This is a genomic window from Blautia sp. 210820-DFI.6.14 (assembly GCF_020558815.1).
Lineage (GTDB): Bacteria > Bacillota > Clostridia > Lachnospirales > Lachnospiraceae > Blautia_A > Blautia_A obeum.
Window position 1 is genome coordinate 14621 of the sequence record NZ_JAJCKS010000008.1, and the last position, 20869, is coordinate 35489.

At 40.3% G+C, this 20869-nt stretch carries 33 protein-coding genes and 1 tRNA gene; 2 read left to right on the forward strand and 32 right to left on the reverse strand.

Annotated features, from left to right (window positions below):
* Window positions 1-9 precede the first annotated feature (9 nt).
* The 26 genes from LI112_RS08135 to LI112_RS18505 form a co-directional block, all read right to left on the reverse strand.
* Window positions 10-558, reverse strand: coding sequence for a hypothetical protein (locus LI112_RS08135; RefSeq protein WP_227190561.1), 549 nt, complete (start codon window positions 556-558; stop codon window positions 10-12).
* Window positions 558-1157, reverse strand: coding sequence for a hypothetical protein (locus LI112_RS08140; RefSeq protein WP_227190512.1), 600 nt, complete (start codon window positions 1155-1157; stop codon window positions 558-560). Before LI112_RS08140 ends, LI112_RS08135 begins: the two co-directional genes overlap by 1 nt.
* Window positions 1147-1311 carry a hypothetical protein gene (locus LI112_RS08145; protein WP_004846259.1) on the reverse strand — a complete coding sequence of 55 codons (165 nt, stop codon included), beginning with the start codon at window positions 1309-1311 and terminating at the stop codon, window positions 1147-1149. The genes LI112_RS08140 and LI112_RS08145 overlap by 11 nt, the downstream gene beginning before the upstream one ends.
* A 119-nt stretch (window positions 1312-1430) precedes the next feature.
* Window positions 1431-1997 (reverse strand): cell wall hydrolase, encoded by a 567-nt coding sequence (locus LI112_RS08150; RefSeq protein WP_227190513.1) that lies wholly within the window; start codon window positions 1995-1997, stop codon window positions 1431-1433.
* A gap of 72 nt (window positions 1998-2069) precedes the next feature.
* A complete protein-coding gene (locus LI112_RS08155) occupies window positions 2070-3029 on the reverse strand; it encodes a DUF6353 family protein (RefSeq protein WP_004846257.1) in 960 nt (319 codons plus the stop codon).
* A gap of 2 nt (window positions 3030-3031) precedes the next feature.
* A complete protein-coding gene (locus tag LI112_RS08160) occupies window positions 3032-3283 on the reverse strand; it encodes a DUF3310 domain-containing protein (RefSeq protein WP_004846256.1) in 252 nt (83 codons plus the stop codon).
* Window positions 3284-3298: 15 nt separating this feature from the next.
* Entirely contained in the window at window positions 3299-3901 is a 603-nt protein-coding gene (locus tag LI112_RS08165) for a hypothetical protein (protein ID WP_227190515.1), read from the reverse strand.
* Window positions 3901-4107, reverse strand: coding sequence for a hypothetical protein (locus LI112_RS08170; RefSeq protein ID WP_227190517.1), 207 nt, complete (start codon window positions 4105-4107; stop codon window positions 3901-3903). Before LI112_RS08170 ends, LI112_RS08165 begins: the two co-directional genes overlap by 1 nt.
* An 82-nt stretch (window positions 4108-4189) precedes the next feature.
* Window positions 4190-4456, reverse strand: coding sequence for a hypothetical protein (locus tag LI112_RS08175; protein WP_009320526.1), 267 nt, complete (start codon window positions 4454-4456; stop codon window positions 4190-4192).
* A 71-nt stretch (window positions 4457-4527) separates the two neighbouring features.
* On the reverse strand, window positions 4528-5298 hold the full coding sequence (locus LI112_RS08180; RefSeq protein ID WP_004846252.1) for a DUF6353 family protein: 771 nt from the start codon (window positions 5296-5298) through the stop codon (window positions 4528-4530).
* Window positions 5298-6149, reverse strand: a complete 852-nt coding sequence (locus LI112_RS08185) for a DUF6273 domain-containing protein (protein ID WP_227190519.1) — start codon at window positions 6147-6149, stop codon at window positions 5298-5300. Before LI112_RS08185 ends, LI112_RS08180 begins: the two co-directional genes overlap by 1 nt.
* Window positions 6150-6183: 34 nt before the next feature.
* A complete protein-coding gene (locus tag LI112_RS08190) occupies window positions 6184-6474 on the reverse strand; it encodes a hypothetical protein (protein ID WP_004846250.1) in 291 nt (96 codons plus the stop codon).
* A 36-nt stretch (window positions 6475-6510) separates the two neighbouring features.
* Complete coding sequence (locus LI112_RS08195) at window positions 6511-6681, reverse strand: hypothetical protein (protein WP_004846249.1); 171 nt, start codon at window positions 6679-6681, stop codon at window positions 6511-6513.
* A gap of 45 nt (window positions 6682-6726) precedes the next feature.
* Window positions 6727-7506 (reverse strand): DUF6353 family protein, encoded by a 780-nt coding sequence (locus LI112_RS08200; protein WP_009320521.1) that lies wholly within the window; start codon window positions 7504-7506, stop codon window positions 6727-6729.
* 22 nt (window positions 7507-7528) lie between these two features.
* Window positions 7529-7858, reverse strand: coding sequence for a hypothetical protein (locus tag LI112_RS08205; RefSeq protein ID WP_009320520.1), 330 nt, complete (start codon window positions 7856-7858; stop codon window positions 7529-7531).
* Between the two features lie 43 nt (window positions 7859-7901).
* Window positions 7902-7972 (reverse strand) — tRNA-OTHER (locus LI112_RS08210).
* 63 nt (window positions 7973-8035) lie between these two features.
* Window positions 8036-8254, reverse strand: coding sequence for a hypothetical protein (locus LI112_RS08215; protein WP_004846246.1), 219 nt, complete (start codon window positions 8252-8254; stop codon window positions 8036-8038).
* 61 nt (window positions 8255-8315) lie between these two features.
* On the reverse strand, window positions 8316-8675 hold the full coding sequence (locus LI112_RS08220) for a hypothetical protein (RefSeq protein ID WP_044998026.1): 360 nt from the start codon (window positions 8673-8675) through the stop codon (window positions 8316-8318).
* Between the two features lie 61 nt (window positions 8676-8736).
* Complete coding sequence (locus tag LI112_RS08225; RefSeq protein WP_009320510.1) at window positions 8737-9051, reverse strand: hypothetical protein; 315 nt, start codon at window positions 9049-9051, stop codon at window positions 8737-8739.
* Between the two features lie 180 nt (window positions 9052-9231).
* Window positions 9232-9699, reverse strand: coding sequence for a hypothetical protein (locus tag LI112_RS08230; protein WP_004846242.1), 468 nt, complete (start codon window positions 9697-9699; stop codon window positions 9232-9234).
* A gap of 48 nt (window positions 9700-9747) precedes the next feature.
* Window positions 9748-9972, reverse strand: coding sequence for a hypothetical protein (locus LI112_RS08235; protein WP_009320506.1), 225 nt, complete (start codon window positions 9970-9972; stop codon window positions 9748-9750).
* Between the two features lie 179 nt (window positions 9973-10151).
* Window positions 10152-10379: a hypothetical protein gene (locus tag LI112_RS08240; protein WP_004846240.1), complete on the reverse strand. Its 228-nt coding sequence runs from the start codon at window positions 10377-10379 to the stop codon at window positions 10152-10154.
* A gap of 33 nt (window positions 10380-10412) precedes the next feature.
* Window positions 10413-10619, reverse strand: coding sequence for a hypothetical protein (locus LI112_RS08245; RefSeq protein ID WP_009320504.1), 207 nt, complete (start codon window positions 10617-10619; stop codon window positions 10413-10415).
* 1 nt (window position 10620) lies between these two features.
* Window positions 10621-11040, reverse strand: coding sequence for a hypothetical protein (locus tag LI112_RS08250; protein WP_004846238.1), 420 nt, complete (start codon window positions 11038-11040; stop codon window positions 10621-10623).
* Between the two features lie 2 nt (window positions 11041-11042).
* Entirely contained in the window at window positions 11043-11294 is a 252-nt protein-coding gene (locus tag LI112_RS08255) for a hypothetical protein (protein WP_227190521.1), read from the reverse strand.
* Between the two features lie 286 nt (window positions 11295-11580).
* A complete protein-coding gene (locus tag LI112_RS18505; protein ID WP_004846167.1) occupies window positions 11581-11898 on the reverse strand; it encodes a DUF6431 domain-containing protein in 318 nt (105 codons plus the stop codon).
* 129 nt (window positions 11899-12027) lie between these two features.
* On the opposite strand from LI112_RS18505, the gene LI112_RS08265 reads away from it, so the two are divergent.
* Window positions 12028-13278, forward strand: a complete 1251-nt coding sequence (locus tag LI112_RS08265) for a tyrosine-type recombinase/integrase (RefSeq protein ID WP_004847465.1) — start codon at window positions 12028-12030, stop codon at window positions 13276-13278.
* Between the two features lie 124 nt (window positions 13279-13402).
* On the opposite strand, the gene LI112_RS08270 is transcribed toward LI112_RS08265, so the two are convergent.
* The gene (locus LI112_RS08270; RefSeq protein ID WP_227190523.1) at window positions 13403-14413 is read right to left on the reverse strand and encodes a GGGtGRT protein; all 1011 of its coding nucleotides are present in this window, start codon (window positions 14411-14413) and stop codon (window positions 13403-13405) included.
* Window positions 14414-14446: 33 nt separating this feature from the next.
* Window positions 14447-15139: an iron-sulfur cluster assembly scaffold protein gene (locus tag LI112_RS08275; RefSeq protein WP_005422272.1), complete on the reverse strand. Its 693-nt coding sequence runs from the start codon at window positions 15137-15139 to the stop codon at window positions 14447-14449.
* A 203-nt stretch (window positions 15140-15342) separates the two neighbouring features.
* Here LI112_RS08275 and LI112_RS08280 point away from each other — a divergent pair, with 203 nt between their 5' ends.
* Window positions 15343-16083, forward strand: coding sequence for a TraX family protein (locus LI112_RS08280; protein ID WP_227190524.1), 741 nt, complete (start codon window positions 15343-15345; stop codon window positions 16081-16083).
* Between the two features lie 18 nt (window positions 16084-16101).
* Here LI112_RS08280 and LI112_RS08285 read toward each other — a convergent pair whose 3' ends face one another.
* The 4 genes from LI112_RS08285 to selD form a co-directional block, all read right to left on the reverse strand.
* Window positions 16102-16770: a UDP-N-acetylglucosamine pyrophosphorylase gene (locus tag LI112_RS08285; protein ID WP_055055169.1), complete on the reverse strand. Its 669-nt coding sequence runs from the start codon at window positions 16768-16770 to the stop codon at window positions 16102-16104.
* 2 nt (window positions 16771-16772) lie between these two features.
* Complete coding sequence (locus LI112_RS08290) at window positions 16773-18821, reverse strand: DNA topoisomerase (RefSeq protein ID WP_227190525.1); 2049 nt, start codon at window positions 18819-18821, stop codon at window positions 16773-16775.
* A gap of 1 nt (window position 18822) precedes the next feature.
* On the reverse strand, window positions 18823-19581 hold the full coding sequence (locus LI112_RS08295) for a formate/nitrite transporter family protein (RefSeq protein ID WP_022389357.1): 759 nt from the start codon (window positions 19579-19581) through the stop codon (window positions 18823-18825).
* A gap of 166 nt (window positions 19582-19747) precedes the next feature.
* Window positions 19748-20779: a selenide, water dikinase SelD gene (selD, locus tag LI112_RS08300; RefSeq protein ID WP_117738934.1), complete on the reverse strand. Its 1032-nt coding sequence runs from the start codon at window positions 20777-20779 to the stop codon at window positions 19748-19750.
* Window positions 20780-20869 lie beyond the last annotated feature (90 nt).

Genomic DNA, 20869 nt, shown 5'->3' on the forward strand with positions numbered 1-20869 from the left:
GCGTTCCTCCTAAACATTTTCGTCTAAGTACCAGCACATCTGATACCAGATTTCAACAGTTCTCAAATCGTATCTACTATGGTTTACAGTAAACAGTCCTCCTGAACCATTTCGACTATATTTTCGTTCCAGAAATCTTTGCACAATTTCTTCAATATAGGCTCTGTCAAATTTAGAATCGTTCATAGATCCTAATCCAAGATTTACAATCATATTCCAAAACCACTGTCCAGTTCGGTTTCCCACATCAGGATCGTCCATGATATGCTCTTCACACCGAATAGCAAGTGCAATCATCATTTCCAGAACGCTGCACGTCTTATTGTCTAAATAAGCGGAAATCATGGAGCTACTGCATCCATTCTCATATCCAAACCGATACCTCAAATCAATACCATCTTCCGCCCGATTTCCATCCATCGGAATACTGTAAGTAAACTCAATTTTATGCAGAACCTTCAAAAGTCTTCGATACGATAATTTCTTCGAATATCTGCCATCAAACACAAGCTGACACATCCAATTAAAATATGCATCATTAAGCTCGTTCTTCGTCATCATTCCTCCACTCGATGTGGCATCGTCTTTGTAACATCAGAATAGTTCCTCTGGTCAAGCAGAATTTCGTAATCACACTTTAACCGATCGTTTCGGACAAATACGGAATCGTCCTCATACTCCCCAAAGTGTGTCAAAGATTCCTCTCCAACAATTTCTTCCACATCGTCTACCTCTTCGTTGTTTTCATCCGTCAAGACTTGATCCGCATAATAGGTAAGACTTATTTTTTCATATTCCTCAAATTCACCAAATTCCTCTGGCGAAATAACATACGGCTTTTCCACGAACGGATCTCCTTTCTTTTCCTCCACACTGCGAGAATAATTTGTATAGCCTTCTTTCTGAATGATTGATTTATATTTTTTTAAATCTTCATTTTCTTGAGCTTCATTTTTCTTCAGACCGTCTTGTAAGCCTTCTAACAAACTCTTCCCTGCTTTTTCTACATTTTCTCTTGCGGCATAAGCCGCTTTTACAGAATCAATCTCTTCTTGGGCAATTTGCTCGTATTTTCGCTTGAGTAGTTGCCATGTACATACAGAGCCTATCCCTGCTCCAGCAATAAAAGCAAGAAGAACCCACCTTTTACTGTTCATACTCATCCTCCTCGTTTTTGATTGTCATTACGGTTATTGCTAATCCTCCAAAAAGAAAGGAAACACTCAACAAAATGCCTCCTGTAATATGTCTTTTTCTTTTGGTATCCAGAACGTAGTCCAGTACCGATATTATATTCTCCAGACCATCCATATTAGTGCCCCTTTCCTGTTGACAGAATGGCGATTCCACCAGCGAAACAAATACCAGACATAGCTGCCAATGTATAAGACACAACTGCTAAAAAATTACGCATAATAATTCTCCTTTCCTTACTCGTATCTTGAAAAATAATGATTTCCAACCTGAAACATAGGAACACCGTATGCACTATACTCACCAGCAGTAAAGAACACAACGTCATAATTTGTTCTTGATTCCAATTCTTCATAAACGAGCCCACAAATATCTTTTCGAACCTCACATCGATCAACTCGTCCATTCCACATAGATGAAAATTGATTTGGCTGATAGATAACCTCGTAAACGGTATCTGGAAAATGTTCAGAATCAACTCTGTTTAGTATAGTGTCGATTACAAGTCTTTTTCCCTCTTCACACTCGCCCTCTGCTTCAGCCATCGTAACAAGAGCAATTAACTCCACATCTTCTTTCGACATTTCTTCTATAATTTCTGTTAATTCCTCCGTTTCTTCAATAGCAATCGGAACAACTTCCTTTTCCTCCTGCCAAACCGCAATAGCTGGCTCCGTCTTTTTAACATCCGTTGCTCTGGGTGCTGAAACTTCTTCTCCATGTGAATGAAAGTCCACCATGAAAAACAATAGAATGATACAACATAAGACAGGAACAGCTATTACTTTGATTAACTTACGCATAAAATCCTCCTAAAAAACCACCCCGAAGAATTGGTCATATCAAACTCTTAGGGATGGTTGTAAAATTTTTTCTTACATCAAATCCCAAATATTTCCGTCCACATTGAAATCGAGAAGGATTGCCTGATCAAATCCATTGACATAATCAGAATAACTCAAATTGTCTGCATACAGCCCAAAGTCAATATAATTATCTCCCTTCGGGCTCTCAGGATCATAGACCCAACCTACAATCTGACCAGCTTTTGTTCTTGGAAGACCTAGCATCTCATAAACATCATTCAGAAATACTCGCTTTTTAGCCTTCAGAAGATCGTTAGCATAACGTTCCTGTGCCTTGATAAACATTAAATTGTACTCATTATTGCTTTCCCAATGAGGATTCAAAATAGAATTTCCGTCTTCATCCTGCGTGTATTTCTCAAAGAAACGTGCATATCCGCTGATATCTGCCGGACTCACAACAAAGCCATTTTTCTTAACTTTTTTTTCTTTTCCGGTTTCCTCATCTACAACAGTTTCTTCAAACTTTTTGGCTTTGAGATTATATTTCAGTTCACGATCAACCTCTTCACCGAATCTTTCAATTACTCGATTTCGATATTCTTTAAATCCTTTATCAATGGCCGCATAAGCCGCACCCAAAGCTACATTCCTCTTACGAAGAATATTATTAGATGCAAGAATACTGGTAATTGACAGTGCTCCAAGCACAACAGACGGACCGTATAACTTTGCAAACTTTACGCCCGTCTGAGCATATACAATCGTTAAATCTTTCTTTGCATCTTCGCTGGAATACTGCTCTTTCATAGATTCATCTTCTTCGCATTTATGAATTGCCTCAACATCTTCTTTAGTCTTGTCCAGAATCTCGTTGACTTTCGTTGTCGCTTTACATGCCATTACCGCACTTGTGACTACGCCGATAACCCCCGCTACAACAAGAATCTCCGGACTATGCTTCTTTAACTGAAAACTTGTTTTGCTAAACAAACCGTTCACACTCTTAACAATCTCTGCTTTTTTCATGGTTACTTATTCTCCTCTTCTATATTTTTTAAATGATCAATTAAATGCTGCGTGTACCAAAGGATTTTCTCCAAATCCTGAATGCCGTTTTTCTTCTTCCAACGGCAGGCATATTTAATGATATTTCCGGTATCAGTCGCCTCGACACCTTTTAATTCGTCGGTAAACGCTTCAATGACGTCAATGACTTCCATACCTGTCTTGGACATATAATGCTCCGGATGAGATACCATTTTATCTTCTGATTCATACATAATCTGTTTTCTCCTTTACAATGGTGTAGGTTTAGGTAATTTCAAGATATAGCCATCCCGTACACGAACTGCTCTGCATCCAGCAATATCCGTCCAACCATATTTATTTGCGGCATAGTTGTCATTGGATACATTCGCCAAATCATAGAGGTCTGCGACACTGACAACCTCGTACTGAGCAATAATTTCATTCATAGCATCCAGAACGGATTCTGCATCTCCGCGAGTTTCAAATAAGAGTTCATCATATTCATAACTTGTCCGACTTTTCGGTGCGGCATAATCTTTTTTTCCGCCATCATAATATTTCTGATAGGATACTTTGGACGCTGTAGAATTCTTTTTTGATTTCCCAGCTTCTCCGTACAAAATCATATCAATACCGTTGGTAACTATATCAGAAATTGCCTTTTTAATTGCCGGCATAAGAACATCCATCACAATATACGATTTCACATTGTTGACATCCTCAGAAATGAATACATCCGCAAACTTCTGCATTTCTGACTTCTTCTTAGGCTTCACCGTTCCGGAAATTACTTTCTCTACATGTTTTTCTGGAATAGATTCTTTTCGTTCCTCCTTTGACCTATGGGAATTTGGCTTATATTCCTCCATTAAGTTATCTCCTTTCCACTCACTAGACTAATTTTTCCAGGTAATATAATCTTTGTACCCGGAAGTCGATTGTTTTTCTTTTTAAATTGATATGTAAGATTCGATCGTGCTTTCTTTTCAGAAACCGCTCGTGTAGAAGCAGTCCAACGATTGGCAACACAGTTATCGAACTCCATCACCGGTCCATCATATAAATATAAATTCATAAAAATCACCTCCGGATAAAAGAAAAAAGGGAAAGTACCTTGTTACAGATACTCTCCCTCGTGTTGAAACACAGTTTTCTCTTTAGATTTCTTCGGATTCCTCTTTCTCACTCTCGATGTTCGGTTCATCTGAATCTTCCCACTCAGCATCGATAATCTGCTGTTCCTTCTGAGCTTTGATTTTGGCAATCATCGGTTTACCCACATACTTGTAGATTACAACACCTGCAAGTACAGCTAAACCAACACCGGCCGCAACCTTAAACCCTTTACCAGAACTCGATTTAACGATTTCCTCAGTAGTTGTCTCCATAACCTCTTCATTGTTCATGATCTCATTAGTTTCCATAAATATTCTCCTTTCATTTTTTGAAAATGTGTGATTCTTCTTCCATTAAAGCCATTGTTTTTTTCGCGCGGTTATCTCAAATTACGAAAGTCGTATCTCGGTGCAATTGTGTAATCGATCACCAGACAAGGTGTTCCATCACTGGCTAATTGTGAACTGAAGGATAAGTCGATATATCCGTCATCAATATTCCAACCAAGTTCATCCCCCAGCTTAATATTATCCAAACCAATTTCATAGTAAAAATCATTCAGGGATATATACATTTCATCCCTCATCTGTCGATTCAGCTCACATTCAGCTTTCTTAATTTTCTCGATATCTCCCTTGAAATACCTCCCAGACACCGCATCATAGCAAAGTGTATTTCCTTTTTCTGTAATGATTACTTCTCGTGTAACCACCGGATTTTTCTCAACTTTGTCTTTTGCAATAGCATCCTTTACAGCTTCGTTTTTCTTCTCTCCAAACATCTCTATTACTTTTTCCTGATAGTCTTTGAGAGCCGATTCCGATAAGGTGTAGGCTGTTGCGAGTGCTGCGTTTCGACGAACGTTTACCGAACTAGCGCCGATTAAACATGCAATGGAAAGTGTCCCCGTAAGTGCTGCCGGAACATAACACATCCATGTTGTTTTTATCAAATCTACGGCCTCGAGCTGATTAACACCGATTTCCTCTTTTCTTTCTTCGATAAGAATAAGAGCCTTTGGTGTTGCACGAACCGCCATAACAGTTGTCGTAATCATGCCGGCAATACCAATGCCTGTAAGAATTTCTGGACTATGTTTTTTAATCGATGTTTTAAGCAATAAAAAGCTTTTTGATAATTCTTTTTTCATTATCTTCCTCCTCCGAGAATCGTTTTTGATAGCTCCATTACCATCTGAAACGCCTCGTCTTTCGTAAATCCGGCCTGAATATAACTATCCATCACTTTTTTCGTTTCACGAGCCGCCTGTTCCATAGCCTCTTTCTCTTCCAGATTTTTGATTTCCTGTTTGAGAAGCTTGATCTCGTTCTCTTTTTCAAAAACCTCCTCCTGTAAGGATTCTTTTGTTACCTCTTTTGAGTTTCTTCCCCCACAGTAATTTCTATAAGAAACCTTGCTTTCACGGGGCACAGGGCCCCTGGATTCCTGCTTAACCAACCAGAATTCCGGACGAACCCCATACGAGACCGAAGCGGCGTAGCAGTACGCAGCGCCACCGCCGTTCACACGAGCGAAAACAGCCGAAGAAACTTCTTCTTTTGTTGCATTTCTCAGCCAGCCCCATGATGAATCATTTTTAAAATAAGCAACCCTGTTCTTTCGTTCCGTCATCAACGGAAGCTGCTCGTCAGTATCGGGTTCTAAATTGTTATTATCCCATTCGTCTTCATGCCCCACAATCTGTCCAACAGTAGGAAGCGTAAGACCATAAATCTTATCACGCAGTTCCTCCGGGAATGTCATAAGCAGAACCGTATCCATCCACTTTTTCAGTTCAGACTTTTCAAAGCCGCCTTTGTTTGTATTTTTGCTATTCATCGGACGACGAGTAATATACTCATCAAATATAAACATGATTCCTTCATCCGTAACCTTGTGAGCAGTTGCGCTAAACTCGCCAATCTCTGCTAATGGAATAATTACCTGATCTCCTACCTGAATGTTAGCTGTTTCAATTTCCTGTTTTCTTAATACCTTCATGATGTTTTTCCTTTCGAAAATATAAAATTTGTGGTTATAAAATAAGACCAAGAAGTGCCTCAGCCGTATTTTCTGCAACTTGAAATATAAGATTATTTGCCTGATTTCCCGACATATGAAGAAAAAATTCCATTTTTAAAATAAATCCTTCTATCACAAAGTCGGCTTCGGTCAATGGATGATCCATAATAGTTAAAAGAATCTCATCAACTGCCCATCTTTCATATGAGCGTTCCATAATGGCTTGTTTAGACCAATTTGACCTCGGTTCGAATAAATATTCGTTTGCATAGCTTATAATTTTTTGAATCGCTTCATCGTTCATATGCACCTACTCCAAACTAAAAAGAAAGAGCCCTTGTTAGGACTCCTCTTCGTTTTCGCTATCTCGTTTGGCAAGTGCCTCATTTACTTTCTCTTCGATTCTCTCATCCATTTTCTTTTCGTTCACCCAATCGGTAAGGATATTCACTCCAAACCCAATTACGGTAACCGCAATACCAATAGTTTTGATAATTTTTCCATTCGTCATAAAGCATTAGCCTCCTTTCATAATACGGTTTGTAATTTTTGCGAATCACTCAAATTTACTCAATGCCATCGTATCAATGATGATACATTCCAGCCCATCTTCCAAAGTCGTTTTATGATTATCAAAATCCAACCAGTAACAATCCATTTCTTCAATCATATAACATATATCCCAACCAATTACATCACCTCCGTCCACCTCATCCAGACCAAGAAAGGACAAATATTCATTCAACGGACAAACCCCTCTTACTGAAAGATTACGATTTACATGGTATTGAGCATTTAATACAGCAGCCATCGTTGTTCTAAAATATTTCTTTGAAGCAAGATCGTAGAAAAGTAACCTCTCGCTATCGGAATCCATATCCATGTTGTAAACCTGATATCCCCAGTCATATGTCGATACCATCGCGTCTTTCGCCATTTCCGCATGGATTTTATCATCCGCATCCTCCCCATAAACTGTCTTGGCTGCCTTTCGATATTGCTTATAAGATTCGTTAAGCATGGCATAGGCACTCATCAAAGATGCTTGTTTCTTTTGATTTAATGCGTTTGCCCCAAAGATACATGCGATGGTTGAAACTCCCAGTAGAACAGAAGGAATATAAATCGGTCCAGCCGCTCGAATAATTTCTAATTTGCTTAAATCTTCCCCTTTCTCTAACTCCGCTTCTTTCAATATTTTTATTGCCTTTGGTGTTGCTCGAACAGCCATAATAGTTGTTGTAACAACTCCAACGGAAGCCACTACAGTTAATATGGTCGGCGAAGAGCGATACAATTGCCTCCCAACTCTTTTTGAGATTTTAACTTTTTGCATGATATTCTCCTTTCGTTTTGTCTTACTCCATAGCGTGTAGTAAATCTTGAATACTTTCTCCGATCAGTTTTGCAGTCATGAAAATGGAACTATTCTTTTTGTTCATAGATGCAAACATTTCCATCTTTTTCGCAAATGTACAAGCCATTTCTCTCAGATTTTTTATCGAAGTTTGAGTTTCTGGATAAATCTGTTTTGATACATAATTTCGAAATTCCCCAATAGCCCATAAACCATTACTGACCCGTTCAAACTCTTTCTTTTCAAAGATAGGATTTGGAAGTTGTTCATCCATTTCATACCAATCGCATAAAATTAACTCCAAATCACCCAGACTTAAATTTTTGACCACATTCTTAAAAATCTCCTTTCCTAAGATTGATAAAAAATAAAAGAGAACCAGTATCGGACTCGAACCGATTACCTCCACAAAAGCGTGGCGCTCTACCAATGAGCTAACTGTTTCTCCATAATAGGAATTGTAAATTTTGCGGAGTAAAAAGAAAGAGCCATTGCTGGCTCAATCCCTCTAATTCAAACCGACTTTTTTCAGAATTTTCATGAGTTCTTCTTTACTCATATCCGCGTCAATACTTACATGCACATGTGCTTTCTCATCTGAAATCGAAGCATTTAACTCGTTTAACTGGATATCTATGTCGTATCCAAGTTTTTTATGTAATACTCCTTTTGCTAATTTTGAAAGTAACATCCGTGTAAATTTTGAGCTGATTTTCATTTCGTCCATCACCCTTAAACTCCTTTCACTTTTATCAGTTTTCCATAACAGGAGTTGTGATTTTTGCGGATTAAATATCCCGTCTGTCAAAGACAGTTTCCCATCGTTCTTTCTTAATCGGTTTCATTTTTAAAGCCCACATAATCTGACGAATCGTTACGGTCGGATAAAGTCCGTTCGTAGCCATTCCAGAACGCATATCAAAGTATCCTTTAAAGCAAGGATGCAAATATAAATCATCTGTAATCCATGGGTCCACTTCTCCCCACCAGGTACTCTTCGTTTTCTCATCAAATCGCTGCTGAATAATCGCCAGTCCCTTTTCTCCGATTTGAAATAGCGTGCAGCAATGATAGACCGGATGATCGCAAAAATATACTTTCCCATACATTGATAAATAGATCTCTGGTTTTTCATAATGGTATCGCATCGTTTATTCTCCAAAAAGAAAAAGCCTATGCCGAAGCATAGACCTTCCCTCAATAATATTTTTAGTCATCAAATAGCTTACATGACGTTTTGCAATACGGATATGGTCCTCCACAGGCTCTACATCCGGCTGGAGGAATATCTCCTTGTTCCATATCGAGCATTTCTTCCGTCCACTCTACTTCTTCATCGGACTCATACTCGTAATCCTCTTCGTCCATCTTTAATCCGCACGATGGACAGATATAAATTCCGCATCCAGTCTTCGGATCTTCTGTTTGCCTCATGACGGCTCCACACCGATTGCAAATCGCATATCCGTTATTCAGGTACTCAATCAATTCAATACCTTCTGGTTTGATAATTTTGTGGCTCATAAATATTATCTCCTTTCATTTTCGAAAGAACCGCTATTATTGTACGGTTTCTTCCGGTTTATAGTCAAGAGACAAAGAGCTCTTTATAGCATCTCCTTTCCATAATAGCGTCTGTAAAAATCACGCAAAAACGAAGAGGACATGTATAAATCACGCCCTCCTCATTTTCTGACCGGTTAATTATTTCTTTGTCGGTCTAAAACGATTGAACAATCCTCTGAATGTTGTTGAGGTATATGTTCCAGTTTCCTCAAACTTAAATCCTTTCCGCATCCAGATACCATAGAACATCAACGGTATAAGCAGTTCTGCCGCAGCAATACCCACTTTGAAATATCGATCTTTCATTTGCTCGTTGAGCTGGCAGGACTTAAATTGCTCATCTTGTACATCTGCTTTGATTTGTTCATCCAATTGAGACTGTTTTATCTCATGTTCTCGGATACTTGCCTCACTTTCCAATGTACGGCGACTTCGCTTATCTTCCGCGTCTAACTCATTTTTACTTTCCTCGATTCTCAAACGGTACAGCTTCGCTAAATCCTCTATAGCCTTTGATTTCTTTTCGCTACCTGAATCCAGAGAAGATATCGCCTGAATCTCTGCCGCTATCTCCTCGTTCAACAATTCTTTGATGTTTTCACCCATTTTAGTTCTCCTTTCGTGAATTCATTAACTGTTCCATAAAAGGACTTGTTATTCGTGCGAAATATAATCTTGGATGTTGACTTTTAGGACAACATATTTTTTCTTATATATCGCATCTACCCCTTCATGAGACAGCTCCAAAAACAAATAAGGTCCGCTATCCGGATCTGATTGATCAACTCGCAGCGAACCCACGACATCGCTTCGAAACACTCGTCGTCCGAAGACAATTCCGATAATGATGCCAACAATAATACAAATAATCAGTTCCATATTTTGTCCCCACCTTTCAAAAAACCTTTTTCCAAATTTCCCACCCGGGATTTTTTCAAATATCAACATAACATGTCTTTCAGATACCTCGGTACTGCATTTTAATCTAGGATAAAAAGAAAGAGCCATTGCTGGCTCAGTCTTTAAATCTGTTATTAAATGACGTTTGTCTTTGACCGTTAATTAGTAAACAAATCAAGCGATTCCAATGTTTCATACTCCGCCGTTTCAAAAGCCTTTGCTCCATTTTTAAACGTTGATAATGCTAGATAGGTAATACCTACCATCACAATACCTCCACCTATTAAAATGTCTTTAAGACTTTCTTTTGACAAAGCATTTATAACAATGTCTTTGCTCATACCTGTTTTAGGATTTGTTATCGGTCCAAATTTTGATTTAATCATTTAAACGACCTCCTTTCACAATAGGAGATGTAATTATTGCGTATTCTCACCCTCATACACGATTTTCTTTCTCATGTCAGACCAAGCAATGTACCGCTCTTTCCGGCACATAGGGCAATGGAATTTACACACCTTTCCTCCGATATCTACCACTTCTTTACTGTCGGCTTCCAGACGACTCTGACAATTCGGACAGTTGAAACGATAGACCTTCTTGACTGCTATGTCTATAATTTTCATTTCAATCCCTCGCTTTGTTCAATAACCAGAAGAATCGTCTGTATAAGTTGTAATAAACATCCTTGCAGCATGGAATATTTAACCTAGCTTTCAAGATGTCATAAGACCATCCTTCGGTTACTCCTTTTAGAATATAGCTGGATAACTCCGCATCCGTTGCAATCGCTACCTGCTCAACAGTCTTCATACGCTCAATATAATAGGATCGAGCTTCTACACACCGAACAGTTGGATCGCTAATCTCTCCCTTTTTCGAAAAGACTTCTAAATCGGAAGGTCGGCGGCTAAGCCCATCCAAGGCTGCATATGCTTTTTTCCAGATTGGATATTGAAGACAAAAATGCTTCAGCTCATAATAACGATGACGTTCAATCCAATATGGATTTTTCTCCGATAATTCCGGACGAATTGTTGTGCCCATTTTTAATTTTTCTCTCCTTTCCACAAATATCCCGTTTCCTCCCAAAGCCGTTTCGGAGAGATGTAAAAATTGATGCGTCCGTATCTTGAATTCATCTCCTCAATGTTGGTTATCAATTTACCATTTCTAGTAGCTTTTCCAATTGGTAGCCACCCGGATATAATACCGGCACGAACCCAAGAAGCATCTTTTCCATACACTCTGGCTACCACTACCACTGGAACAGACCCCGGTGTAAATGCAATTTCTTCCATTGGCTGTTACCTCCTTTCAACGGCTATTCTAGGATAAGACTTGCGATTTGTTAAAACAACCTCAGTGGCAAAACGATACACACAAAAAAGAAAGAGCCCTTGTTAGGACTCCATTCTTTTGAAGTATAATTTTTGCAATTTTGCTCTCATCCTTGTCAATTCCATTTGGATGTTGTCTACTTGACTTGGATTCTTTGTTCTTAAAAGTATGTCCTCAAACATTCGAATCTTAGTCTGTAAGTGCCGTTCCTCTTTTGACATGATTTTTCTCCTTTCGTTTTATTCTTCACAAAAGGAGTTGTAATTCCTGCGAATTCCTCCATCGAATCATGGTCATTTCACATGGATAATCTTCATATCCATAAGTTTCACAAGTAATAAAACCTTCCAACACACCACGAATCACCTCCGCTTCGTATTGCTTATACGGAAAAATATAATCTGGTAACTCTCTATGTATTTGACCGCAAACGGGACATCGAAAACGTTCAATCTCTATCCACGAAGTTTTTCCGCCTTTCGTCCGTACTATTCTTGAAACCTTATCATACCGTTTTAATTTAGACCCACAATTCTGACAAATTGATTTATCATTACTAACCATATATTAAAACCCTTTAAAATATTGAGTGTAGGAGTTGACAATTCCTACACTAGCATATATGATTACTCATGATAAATCAACATTGCCACACACAAAACTCATTTTAATATCGTGAAGGAGGTATGAAATATGCTGCTAAAATGTCCCGAATGCGAATTACAGATAAGCGATAAAGCTACTTTCTGCCCACATTGTGGATATCCGATACAGCCAGACATCAAACCAAGAAAGCCCCGCAATAAAAATAATAAAAGAAAACGACTTCCTAACGGCTTTGGACAGATAAGTCAAATCAAAAATCGAAACCTTAGAAACCCATATCGGGCAATGGTTACTGTTGGAAAAACATCTACTGGTCGTCCTATATGTAAGCCACTAAAACCGGAATCCTATTTTCCAACTTATAACGACGCCTATGCCGCATTAGTAGAATATAATAAAAATCCATATGACTTAAAGCCGGACATTACAGTGAAAGAGCTTTACGAAAAATGGACTGCTGAGTATTTTAAAAATGCCACAGACAACTATATTAGGACTGTAAACTCGGCATGGGCTTATTGTTCTTCTATATATGATATGCGTGCGAAAGACATCAGATCTCGACATATTAAAGGGTGTATGGAGGAAGGTTTTCGAATTGAAACTCGCGGAAAAAAGAAAGGGGAAAAAGTTTATGCAACTCCAGGAACTAAATCGAGAATAAAATCACTATTCAATAACATGCTAGACTATGCTTTAGAATACGAAATTGTACCAATGAATTATGCAAGAACATTTGAGCTCTCTGGAGATGTTATCGTTGAAATAGAAAAAAACAAGAAAAAGCATTTTCCCTTTGATAATAAAGAAATGGATCTTTTATGGAAAAATGTTGATGATGTTAAATTTACAGACTGGATTATCATACAATGCTATATGGGATGGCGACCTCAAGAACTTGCTACTTTACGCTTAGATGAAGTAAATTTGGAGAAATGGTATATGCAAGCAGGAATGAAAACGGAAGCCGGAAAGCAACGGATTGTTCCTATTCATTCCAAAATCAAAGAACTTGTGAAACGCAATTATGATTTCGCCCTTTCTATAAACAGCGATTATCTTTTCAATGATAAAGGACAAACTCACTCTGGTTCCTGGTCTGTAACATACGACAAATATGCAAGTCGTTTTGAAAAGGTTGTTAAACAATTAAACTTGAATCCCGAACACAGACCTCATGATCCTCGAACAACATTTGTTACGATGGGTAAAAAAGCCGGAATGGATGAATACGCCCTCAAAGAAATGGTCGGTCATTCAATTCAAGATATAACTGAATCCACTTACACCGTACGTGATTTAGAATGGTTGCGAGAGGATATAGAAAAAATAAAATAATATGTTTTTTCAGTGTAGGAATAGGTGTGTAGAAGTAGTGTAGGAATAATGTATGAATAACATACATTTTCCTACTTTTTTCTACTTCTTACAACTTCTTAAACCCTTGATTTTACTGGATTTCTTAGAACTTGCCTTCCTTAGCTGCCTCCTCAACAGCTACAGCTACAGCTACAGTCATACCAACCATCGGGTTGTTTCCTGCGCCGATCAGACCCATCATTTCTACGTGAGCCGGTACGGAAGAAGATCCTGCGAACTGAGCGTCAGAATGCATACGTCCAAGTGTATCTGTCATACCGTAGGAAGCAGGACCTGCTGCCATGTTGTCTGGATGAAGTGTACGTCCTGTACCACCACCGGATGCAACGGAGAAGTATTTCTTTCCTTTTTCGTTGCATTCTTTCTTGTAAGTACCTGCAACCGGATGCTGGAAACGAGTCGGGTTTGTGGAGTTACCTGTGATAGAAACGTCAACGCCTTCTTTCCACATGATAGCAACACCTTCCGGAACGCTGTTAGCACCATAGCAGTTAACTTTTGCACGAAGTCCTTCAGAATAAGATTTACGGAATACTTCTTTAACTTCGTTCTTGTATGGATCATACTCTGTCTCTACATATGTAAATCCGTTGATACGGGAGATGATCTGAGCAGCGTCTTTTCCAAGACCGTTCAGGATAACACGAAGAGGTTTTTTACGAACTTTGTTTGCTTTTTCAGCAATACCGATAGCACCCTCAGCTGCTGCGAAGGACTCATGTCCAGCCAGGAAGCAGAAGCAGTCTGTTTCTTCTTCCAGAAGCATTTTACCAAGGTTACCATGTCCAAGACCTACTTTACGTGTATCAGCAACGGAGCCAGGAATACAGAAAGCCTGAAGTCCTTCACCGATAGCTGCTGCTGCGTCAGCTGCTCTTCTGCAGTCTTTTTTGATTGCGATAGCTGCACCTACGATGTATGCCCAGCAAGCGTTCTCGAAGCAGATCGGCTGAATGCCTTTGATCTGATTGTATACGTCAAGGCCTGCATCTTTAGTGATTTTCTCTGCTTCTTCGATAGAAGCGATTCCATAGCTGTTTAAAACTGAATTGATTTTGTCAATTCGTCTCTCATATGATTCAAATAAAGCCATTTACTTATCCTCCTGAAATTATAATCGGTATAATTATTCTTTACGCGGGTCGATGATCTTAACAGCATCTGCAACACGGCCGTACTGACCTTTTGCTTTTTCCCATGCTGTGTTCGGGTCATCACCTTTTTTGATGAAGTCAGTCATTTTGCCAAGGCTTACGAACTGATAACCGATAATTTCATTATCTTCGTCAAGAGCGATACCTGTAACATAGCCTTCTGCCATTTCCAGGTAACGAGGACCTTTTTTAAGTGTTCCGTACATTGTACCAACCTGAGAACGAAGTCCTTTACCAAGGTCTTCCAGACCAGCACCTACTGCAAGTCCGTCTTCAGAGAATGCAGACTGGGAACGTCCGTATACGATCTGAAGGAAAAGTTCTCTCATAGCTGTGTTGATAGCATCACAAACAAGGTCTGTATTCAGAGCTTCCATAACAGTCAATCCTGGAAGAATCTCAGATGCCATAGCTGCGGAATGAGTCATACCTGAGCATCCGATTGTCTCAACCAGTGCTTCCTGGATGATACCTTCTTTTACGTTCAGGGACAGCTTACAGGCACCCTGCTGAGGAGCACACCAGCCTACACCATGTGTGAAACCGGAAATGTCCTTCACTTCCTTAGCCTGAACCCATTTTGCTTCTTCCGGGATTGGAGCGGCGCCGTGATGGACACCCTGTGCAACTGGGCACATTTCTTCTACTTCGCGTGAATAAATCATGTTAAAACTCCTTTCAAGTATAGATTTACTTATGATGTTGTTAAAAGATAGACTAACAACCTGAATGTATTTTCTCACAAATCACTACCGTTAGTCCAGTCAAACTTATGTCAAATAATACGAACTTTTCTATATGGATATCATATAATTGCCGTTCTTGTATAAATGTGATAAAATTCATTAAAAAACAAGGAGAAAATTCTATGTCTGACAAACTCCCTCCAAGCATTTTTCCGGCACGCTTTCAGATTCTAAGTGGCAGCATGCTGAAACTGCTTGCCTGTATTGCCATGCTGATCGATCATACAGGTGCAATCATACTCAGCCACTATCCGCCGGCGCTCACGGAGCTCTTTTATATCAATGGAAAAGGAATTACTTTCTATCGTATTGTCCGCGATATCGGACGATGTGCTTTTCCTATTTTCTGTTTCCTGATCGTCGAAGGATTCCTTCATACGCATGACCGCAGAAAATATGGCCGGAATCTGCTGCTGTTTGCGCTAATTTCCGAAATTCCGTGGAATTTTATGTTTTCAAACACCTGGCATTATGCTGATAAACAGAATGTTTTTTTTACTCTCTTTCTTGGATATCTTGCCTTCTGTGCTCTTGAATACTTCTGGGAAACACCGTGGATGCAGCTTTTCTCTCTGCTTGCTCTCCTCGGTATCTCTATCCTGCTGCATGCAGATTACGGATGGCGTGGTTTCATCTTTCTCGTTCTGATGTATCTTCTCCGAAATGAGAAAGTATCCCAGGCGATCGTTGGAAGCTGCTGGCTGAGTTATGAATGGAAAGCCTGTTTTGCCTTTATTTCCATTAATATGTACAATGGAAAACGCGGCTTTATCCGAGGAAAAGCCGCGAAGTATTTCTTTTATTTATTCTATCCCGTACATATCACAATCCTTGTGATCATCCGGAATCTCTTTTTTCTTTAAAGACTATTTTGGCCGGCCTTAATTCTTTTTGATGATCTCGGCTGCGTTTTTGTAGATACTGTCTGCCGGAATGCAGCCTCTTACCGGTGAAAGCGGATATATATTCGTATTTCTGCCGATCACAGTTCCAGGGTTCAGCACAGAGCCACATCCAACTTCTACATAGTCACCAAGCATGGCACCAAATTTCTTCAGTCCTGTCTCTATCTTCTCATCACCATCTTTGACAACGACCAGTTTCTTGTCTGACTTAACGTTGGAGCAGATAGAACCTGCGCCCATATGGGATTTGTATCCAAGAACAGCATCTCCTACATAGTTATAATGCGGAACCTGTACTTTATTAAAAAGGACTGCATTTTTGAGTTCTGTGGAATTTCCGACAACTGCTCCTTCTCCCACAATTACATTTCCACGGATAAATGCACAATGGCGGACTTCCGCATCCTTACCGATAATAGCCGGCCCATTGATATAAGCAGTTGGAGCTATTTTGGCAGATTTTGCGATCCATACATTGCCATCCTTACACTCATACTCAGACGGATTAAGTGTCGGACCAAGTTTCATAATAAAATCACTGATTTCCGGGAGAACTTCCCACGGATATGTCTTTCCTTCAAACAACTCTGCAGCTATTGTTTCATTCAAATCCAGAAGATTTGCAACTGTAAAATCTTTTAACATGATTATGATTTTCCTCCTCGTCTGGAAGCCATTGGCTTCGATTTATAATTCGCAGCGGCTGCGTCAAAAAACTGCCGCAGTGCATACTGATAATTACTCTGTTCCACTTGAGCGGTACGCAGACGCACAAAATGTTCCAGTTTGTCCATGTACTCCTGTGAAGTAATACTTCCCTCTGCCACATATGTAAGGCCCTTTTCCCAGCTTGCTGTCAGTTCAGGATTCAGAAGCTGACGAATCGAACAGTTTACAACATCAAATATCATCTCTCCAAGAAGCGTTGGTGTGATTACCTGTGTCTTTTTATTTAATGACAAGTATTTGATAGAAACAAGTTTCTTAAGAATCTCTGCCCTTGTTGCACTGGTTCCGATTCCGCTTCCCTTGATCTGTGCTCTCAGTTCCTCATCTTCGATCAGCTGACCTGCATTTTCCATTGCCAGAATCATAGAACCTGAATTATACCGTTTCGGCGGAGACGTTTCTCCCTCTTTAATGTTCAGAGCATCTACGGTCAGTATATCATTCTTTTTCAGTCGCTGCAACGCATTCAAAAGCTGCACGTCACAGGATGCCTCCTCACTGTCTTCTTTGCCGGACTCCTGTGATCTGTCTGCTGCTGATTTTCTGGCAAAAGAATTCGTCGCATATTTCAGGTATCCTTCTTCCTGCAGCACCTTGAAACCGGAAAAGAACTTTTCTTTCTGCATCTCTGTCACCAGACTGACTTTCTGATAAACTGCCGGCGGACAGAAAATACAGAGGAAACGTCGTACGATCGTCTCATAAACTCTCTGTGATGTCTGAGAAAGACTTTTCAGAACATTTAATCCCTGACCTGTCGGGATGATCGCATAATGATCTGTAATCTGTTTATCATTGACATATCTGGTTTTTGCGATTGTTTTGTAAGAACCCATCTGTAAAATCTCATCTGCTGCATTGTCGATCATCAGATATCGACGCAGTCCTGAAATATTTTTATAAATTTCTTTTGCAACCGCACTCGACAGCACTCTGGCATCAGTTCTGGGATAAGTCACCAGTTTTTTCTCATACAATTCCTGTGTAATACGAAGTGTCTCGTCCGGACTGATCTTGAACAGTTTGGAGCAGACATTCTGAAGCTCTGCCAGGTTAAATAAAAGTGGCGGATTTTTGTTTTCTTTTTTGCGTTCCACCTTTTCTACGCGGCAGGACAAGGGTTGTTCCGACTCCAACATCCGAATCAGTTCCTCGGCATGTTTCTTTTCTTTGAAGCCATTCTCCTTATAAAGGTACGGCGACTGGAAATATCTGCTTCCTTCTACTGCTCTCCATTCTCCATCAAAGTGTTCTCCTTCCAGTGCAATACTGGAAAGGACACGGTAAAACGGGGTTTTCACAAAAGATCGGATCTCCCGTTCGCGACGCACAACCATTCCAAGCACACATGTCATGACTCTGCCTACGGAGATTGCCTGATATTTACTGTTCAGGTAATTAGAAACATTGTTGCCATAACGCAAAGTCAGGACTCTGGAAAAATTGATTCCCATCAGATAATCTTCCTTTGCCCGCAAATAGGCAGAATCTGCCAGATTGTCATAGACTGACAGTTCTTTTGCCTCGCGGATTCCTCTAAGGATTTCTTCCTCTGTCTGGGAATCGATCCATACTCTACGCTGCTCTTTATCTTTCACACCCGCCATCTGTGCCACCAGACGATAGATATATTCTCCCTCACGCCCGGAGTCGGTACACACATAAATCCTCTCTACATCCGGACGGTTCAGAAGCCCCTTAACAATGTTAAACTGTTTCTGCACCCCCGGAATCACTTCATACTTAAATTCACGCGGTAAAAAAGGCAGGGTATCCAAACTCCACCTTTTATACTTGATATCATATTTTTCAGGATAGCTCATAGTGACCAGGTGCCCAACACACCAGGTCACTACAGAATCTTCTGATTCCAGATAGCCATCCTTTCTCTGTCCGTTAATTTTTAATGCTTTCGCAAATTCCTGAGCAACACTTGGTTTCTCAGCTATGTATAAGGATTTACCCATATTATTTATCTGCACTCATCTTTCTGAGAGGCCATGCAAGAAGAAGCGCACCGCCTGCCATATTTCCCAAAGTGACGATTATCATGCTCTTAACCATTGCTCCAATGGAAACTCCCGGTACCAGACATCCTGCTGTTACAAAGATACCCATATTTGCCACACAGTGCTCAAATCCGCTGACAACAAATCCAGAAATACACATAACGATCATCAAAAACTTTGCAACTTCGCTCTTAAGCTTAATGCCACAAAGAACCCCAAGACATACAAAGAAGTTACACAAAACTGCACGGAAAAACATCTGACCTGCCGGAATTGCAAGTTTATTTCCGATAAATCCGGCAAAATAATCTGCTGTTCCGGATGCTCCCGCCCATACAAAAATCAGAGAAAGAATCAGACAGCCAACAAAGTTACCGATATAGCTGACTACCCATACTTTAGCCGCATCGCCCCAGCTGATCTTCTTGTCAAATGCTCCAAATGCCATCACCAGATTATTTCCGGTAAAAAGCTCGCCGCCTACCAGCGAAATCAGCAATACCGCAATCGAGAACACGAGCGCCCCCAGGAATTTCCCCCATGCCGGTTCTTCGGCCCCTGAGAACACATTTCCCACAACATTGGAAAAGATCATTGCAACTACAATAAAGAACCCTGCCATGATCGCCCGCATGAAATACTTGAAAAAGTCATTTTTCAGCAGGGTAATCTTCGCGTTTGCTGCATTTGATAGTTTCTGTACATCCTCTTGATTCATAAAAAATACCTCCCTTTCCAAGGAACAGAGTATCTTATAAACTCTTTTGTTCCCTCCACATATTGTATTCTTGCATTATAGCATTTTTGATATAAATTCTCAATATATATACCGCAAAGTTTGATATTTTTATAACAAATTTTCATTTATTTTCGATAACTGTCAGTTATCGAATCTCCAGTGCGTGATTTTCCCGGTCAGTCACTTCACCGATCATCGCACAGGAAAGAGCAGATTCACTCAATTCCAGAAGTATCTCTTCTGCTTCATCTGCCGGAACCGCCGCAAGAAGTCCGCCAGACGTCTGCGGATCAAAGACCAGATCCTCCCGCCAGAGTTCTGCTGTGCTTATGTAACCGGATTTTGCTGCAAATTCCCGGTTGCGATATGCACCTCCCGGAATCAGTCCCATAGAGGCATATTCTTCTACATCCGGAAGAATCGGAAGTGCTTTTGCATCGATCACAAGTGTCTTCTTACTACCGTCTGCCATTTCCGTTCCATGTCCGCCAAGACCAAACCCTGTCACATCTGTACAGGCATGAACAGTATGTCTTTTTAATACATCACGGGCATATCTGTTTAGCGTCTTCATAGATTTCAAAGCTGCTTCCCGCGCCTCTTCAGATACCATATCGGCTTTGATAGCCGTATTCACAATACCCGTTCCAAGCGGTTTTGTAAGGATCAGCCTGTCACCTGTCTGAGCTCCGTAATTCTTCCAGAACTTCTCTGGATGTACAAAGCCTGTTACGCTCAGGCCATACTTCGGTGTATCATCCTGGATCGTATGCCCACCGGCAAGTACAGCTCCCGCTTCCATTACTTTGTCCGCTCCGCCCTTCAGAATCTCACCAAGGATTGCTGTATCCATATCCTTCGGGAAAGCAACAATATTCAATGCGGTTTTCGGCTCACCACCCATAGCATAGACGTCACTCAATGCATTCGCCGCTGCTATCTGCCCAAAATCATATGGATCGTCTGCAACCGGCGTAAAAAAATCAAGGGTCTGAATCATTGCCAGTTCGTCCGAAATTCTGTAAACAGCTGCATCATCAGATGTTTCTGTTCCAACAAGAAGATTCGGATCCTGAAATTTCGGCAGTCCACAAAGTACACCTGCCAGCGTTCCCGGACCTACTTTCGCTGCACATCCACAGTTGGGGGCGAGCTTTGTAAGATATACCTTCTCCATTTTGCTCAATTTCCTTTCTGTCTTAACCTTGTCCATCTATGATAACATAAATCTTCCGTTTTCTCCATGTCTTTTTTTGACAGAAAAGCG

What these genes read in the sequence shown, in the direction of transcription:
- selD (WP_117738934.1), bottom strand. Translation starts at nt 20,779, where the DNA reads ATGGAGAAGGTATATCTTACAAAGCTCGCCCCCAACTGTGGATGTGCA.
- LI112_RS08235 (WP_009320506.1), bottom strand. Translation starts at nt 9,972, where the DNA reads ATGGAACTGATTATTTGTATTATTGTTGGCATCATTATCGGAATTGTC.
- LI112_RS08185 (WP_227190519.1), bottom strand. Translation starts at nt 6,149, where the DNA reads ATGAAGGTATTAAGAAAACAGGAAATTGAAACAGCTAACATTCAGGTA.
- LI112_RS08135 (WP_227190561.1), bottom strand. Translation starts at nt 558, where the DNA reads ATGACGAAGAACGAGCTTAATGATGCATATTTTAATTGGATGTGTCAG.
- LI112_RS08170 (WP_227190517.1), bottom strand. Translation starts at nt 4,107, where the DNA reads ATGAATTTATATTTATATGATGGACCGGTGATGGAGTTCGATAACTGT.
- LI112_RS08195 (WP_004846249.1), bottom strand. Translation starts at nt 6,681, where the DNA reads ATGACGAATGGAAAAATTATCAAAACTATTGGTATTGCGGTTACCGTA.
- LI112_RS08275 (WP_005422272.1), bottom strand. Translation starts at nt 15,139, where the DNA reads ATGATTTATTCACGCGAAGTAGAAGAAATGTGCCCAGTTGCACAGGGT.
- LI112_RS08265 (WP_004847465.1), top strand. Translation starts at nt 12,028, where the DNA reads ATGCTGCTAAAATGTCCCGAATGCGAATTACAGATAAGCGATAAAGCT.
- LI112_RS08175 (WP_009320526.1), bottom strand. Translation starts at nt 4,456, where the DNA reads ATGGAAACTAATGAGATCATGAACAATGAAGAGGTTATGGAGACAACT.
- LI112_RS08140 (WP_227190512.1), bottom strand. Translation starts at nt 1,157, where the DNA reads ATGAACAGTAAAAGGTGGGTTCTTCTTGCTTTTATTGCTGGAGCAGGG.
- LI112_RS08150 (WP_227190513.1), bottom strand. Translation starts at nt 1,997, where the DNA reads ATGCGTAAGTTAATCAAAGTAATAGCTGTTCCTGTCTTATGTTGTATC.
- LI112_RS08215 (WP_004846246.1), bottom strand. Translation starts at nt 8,254, where the DNA reads ATGGACGAAATGAAAATCAGCTCAAAATTTACACGGATGTTACTTTCA.
- LI112_RS08245 (WP_009320504.1), bottom strand. Translation starts at nt 10,619, where the DNA reads ATGAAAATTATAGACATAGCAGTCAAGAAGGTCTATCGTTTCAACTGT.
- LI112_RS08145 (WP_004846259.1), bottom strand. Translation starts at nt 1,311, where the DNA reads ATGGATGGTCTGGAGAATATAATATCGGTACTGGACTACGTTCTGGAT.
- LI112_RS08220 (WP_044998026.1), bottom strand. Translation starts at nt 8,675, where the DNA reads ATGCGATACCATTATGAAAAACCAGAGATCTATTTATCAATGTATGGG.
- LI112_RS08290 (WP_227190525.1), bottom strand. Translation starts at nt 18,821, where the DNA reads ATGGGTAAATCCTTATACATAGCTGAGAAACCAAGTGTTGCTCAGGAA.
- LI112_RS08190 (WP_004846250.1), bottom strand. Translation starts at nt 6,474, where the DNA reads ATGAACGATGAAGCGATTCAAAAAATTATAAGCTATGCAAACGAATAT.
- LI112_RS08160 (WP_004846256.1), bottom strand. Translation starts at nt 3,283, where the DNA reads ATGTATGAATCAGAAGATAAAATGGTATCTCATCCGGAGCATTATATG.
- LI112_RS08225 (WP_009320510.1), bottom strand. Translation starts at nt 9,051, where the DNA reads ATGAGCCACAAAATTATCAAACCAGAAGGTATTGAATTGATTGAGTAC.
- LI112_RS08255 (WP_227190521.1), bottom strand. Translation starts at nt 11,294, where the DNA reads ATGGAAGAAATTGCATTTACACCGGGGTCTGTTCCAGTGGTAGTGGTA.
- LI112_RS08250 (WP_004846238.1), bottom strand. Translation starts at nt 11,040, where the DNA reads ATGGGCACAACAATTCGTCCGGAATTATCGGAGAAAAATCCATATTGG.
- LI112_RS08230 (WP_004846242.1), bottom strand. Translation starts at nt 9,699, where the DNA reads ATGGGTGAAAACATCAAAGAATTGTTGAACGAGGAGATAGCGGCAGAG.
- LI112_RS08180 (WP_004846252.1), bottom strand. Translation starts at nt 5,298, where the DNA reads ATGAAAAAAGAATTATCAAAAAGCTTTTTATTGCTTAAAACATCGATT.
- LI112_RS08295 (WP_022389357.1), bottom strand. Translation starts at nt 19,581, where the DNA reads ATGAATCAAGAGGATGTACAGAAACTATCAAATGCAGCAAACGCGAAG.
- LI112_RS08270 (WP_227190523.1), bottom strand. Translation starts at nt 14,413, where the DNA reads ATGGCTTTATTTGAATCATATGAGAGACGAATTGACAAAATCAATTCA.
- LI112_RS08285 (WP_055055169.1), bottom strand. Translation starts at nt 16,770, where the DNA reads ATGTTAAAAGATTTTACAGTTGCAAATCTTCTGGATTTGAATGAAACA.
- LI112_RS08200 (WP_009320521.1), bottom strand. Translation starts at nt 7,506, where the DNA reads ATGCAAAAAGTTAAAATCTCAAAAAGAGTTGGGAGGCAATTGTATCGC.
- LI112_RS18505 (WP_004846167.1), bottom strand. Translation starts at nt 11,898, where the DNA reads ATGGTTAGTAATGATAAATCAATTTGTCAGAATTGTGGGTCTAAATTA.
- LI112_RS08155 (WP_004846257.1), bottom strand. Translation starts at nt 3,029, where the DNA reads ATGAAAAAAGCAGAGATTGTTAAGAGTGTGAACGGTTTGTTTAGCAAA.
- LI112_RS08165 (WP_227190515.1), bottom strand. Translation starts at nt 3,901, where the DNA reads ATGGAGGAATATAAGCCAAATTCCCATAGGTCAAAGGAGGAACGAAAA.
- LI112_RS08240 (WP_004846240.1), bottom strand. Translation starts at nt 10,379, where the DNA reads ATGATTAAATCAAAATTTGGACCGATAACAAATCCTAAAACAGGTATG.
- LI112_RS08280 (WP_227190524.1), top strand. Translation starts at nt 15,343, where the DNA reads ATGTCTGACAAACTCCCTCCAAGCATTTTTCCGGCACGCTTTCAGATT.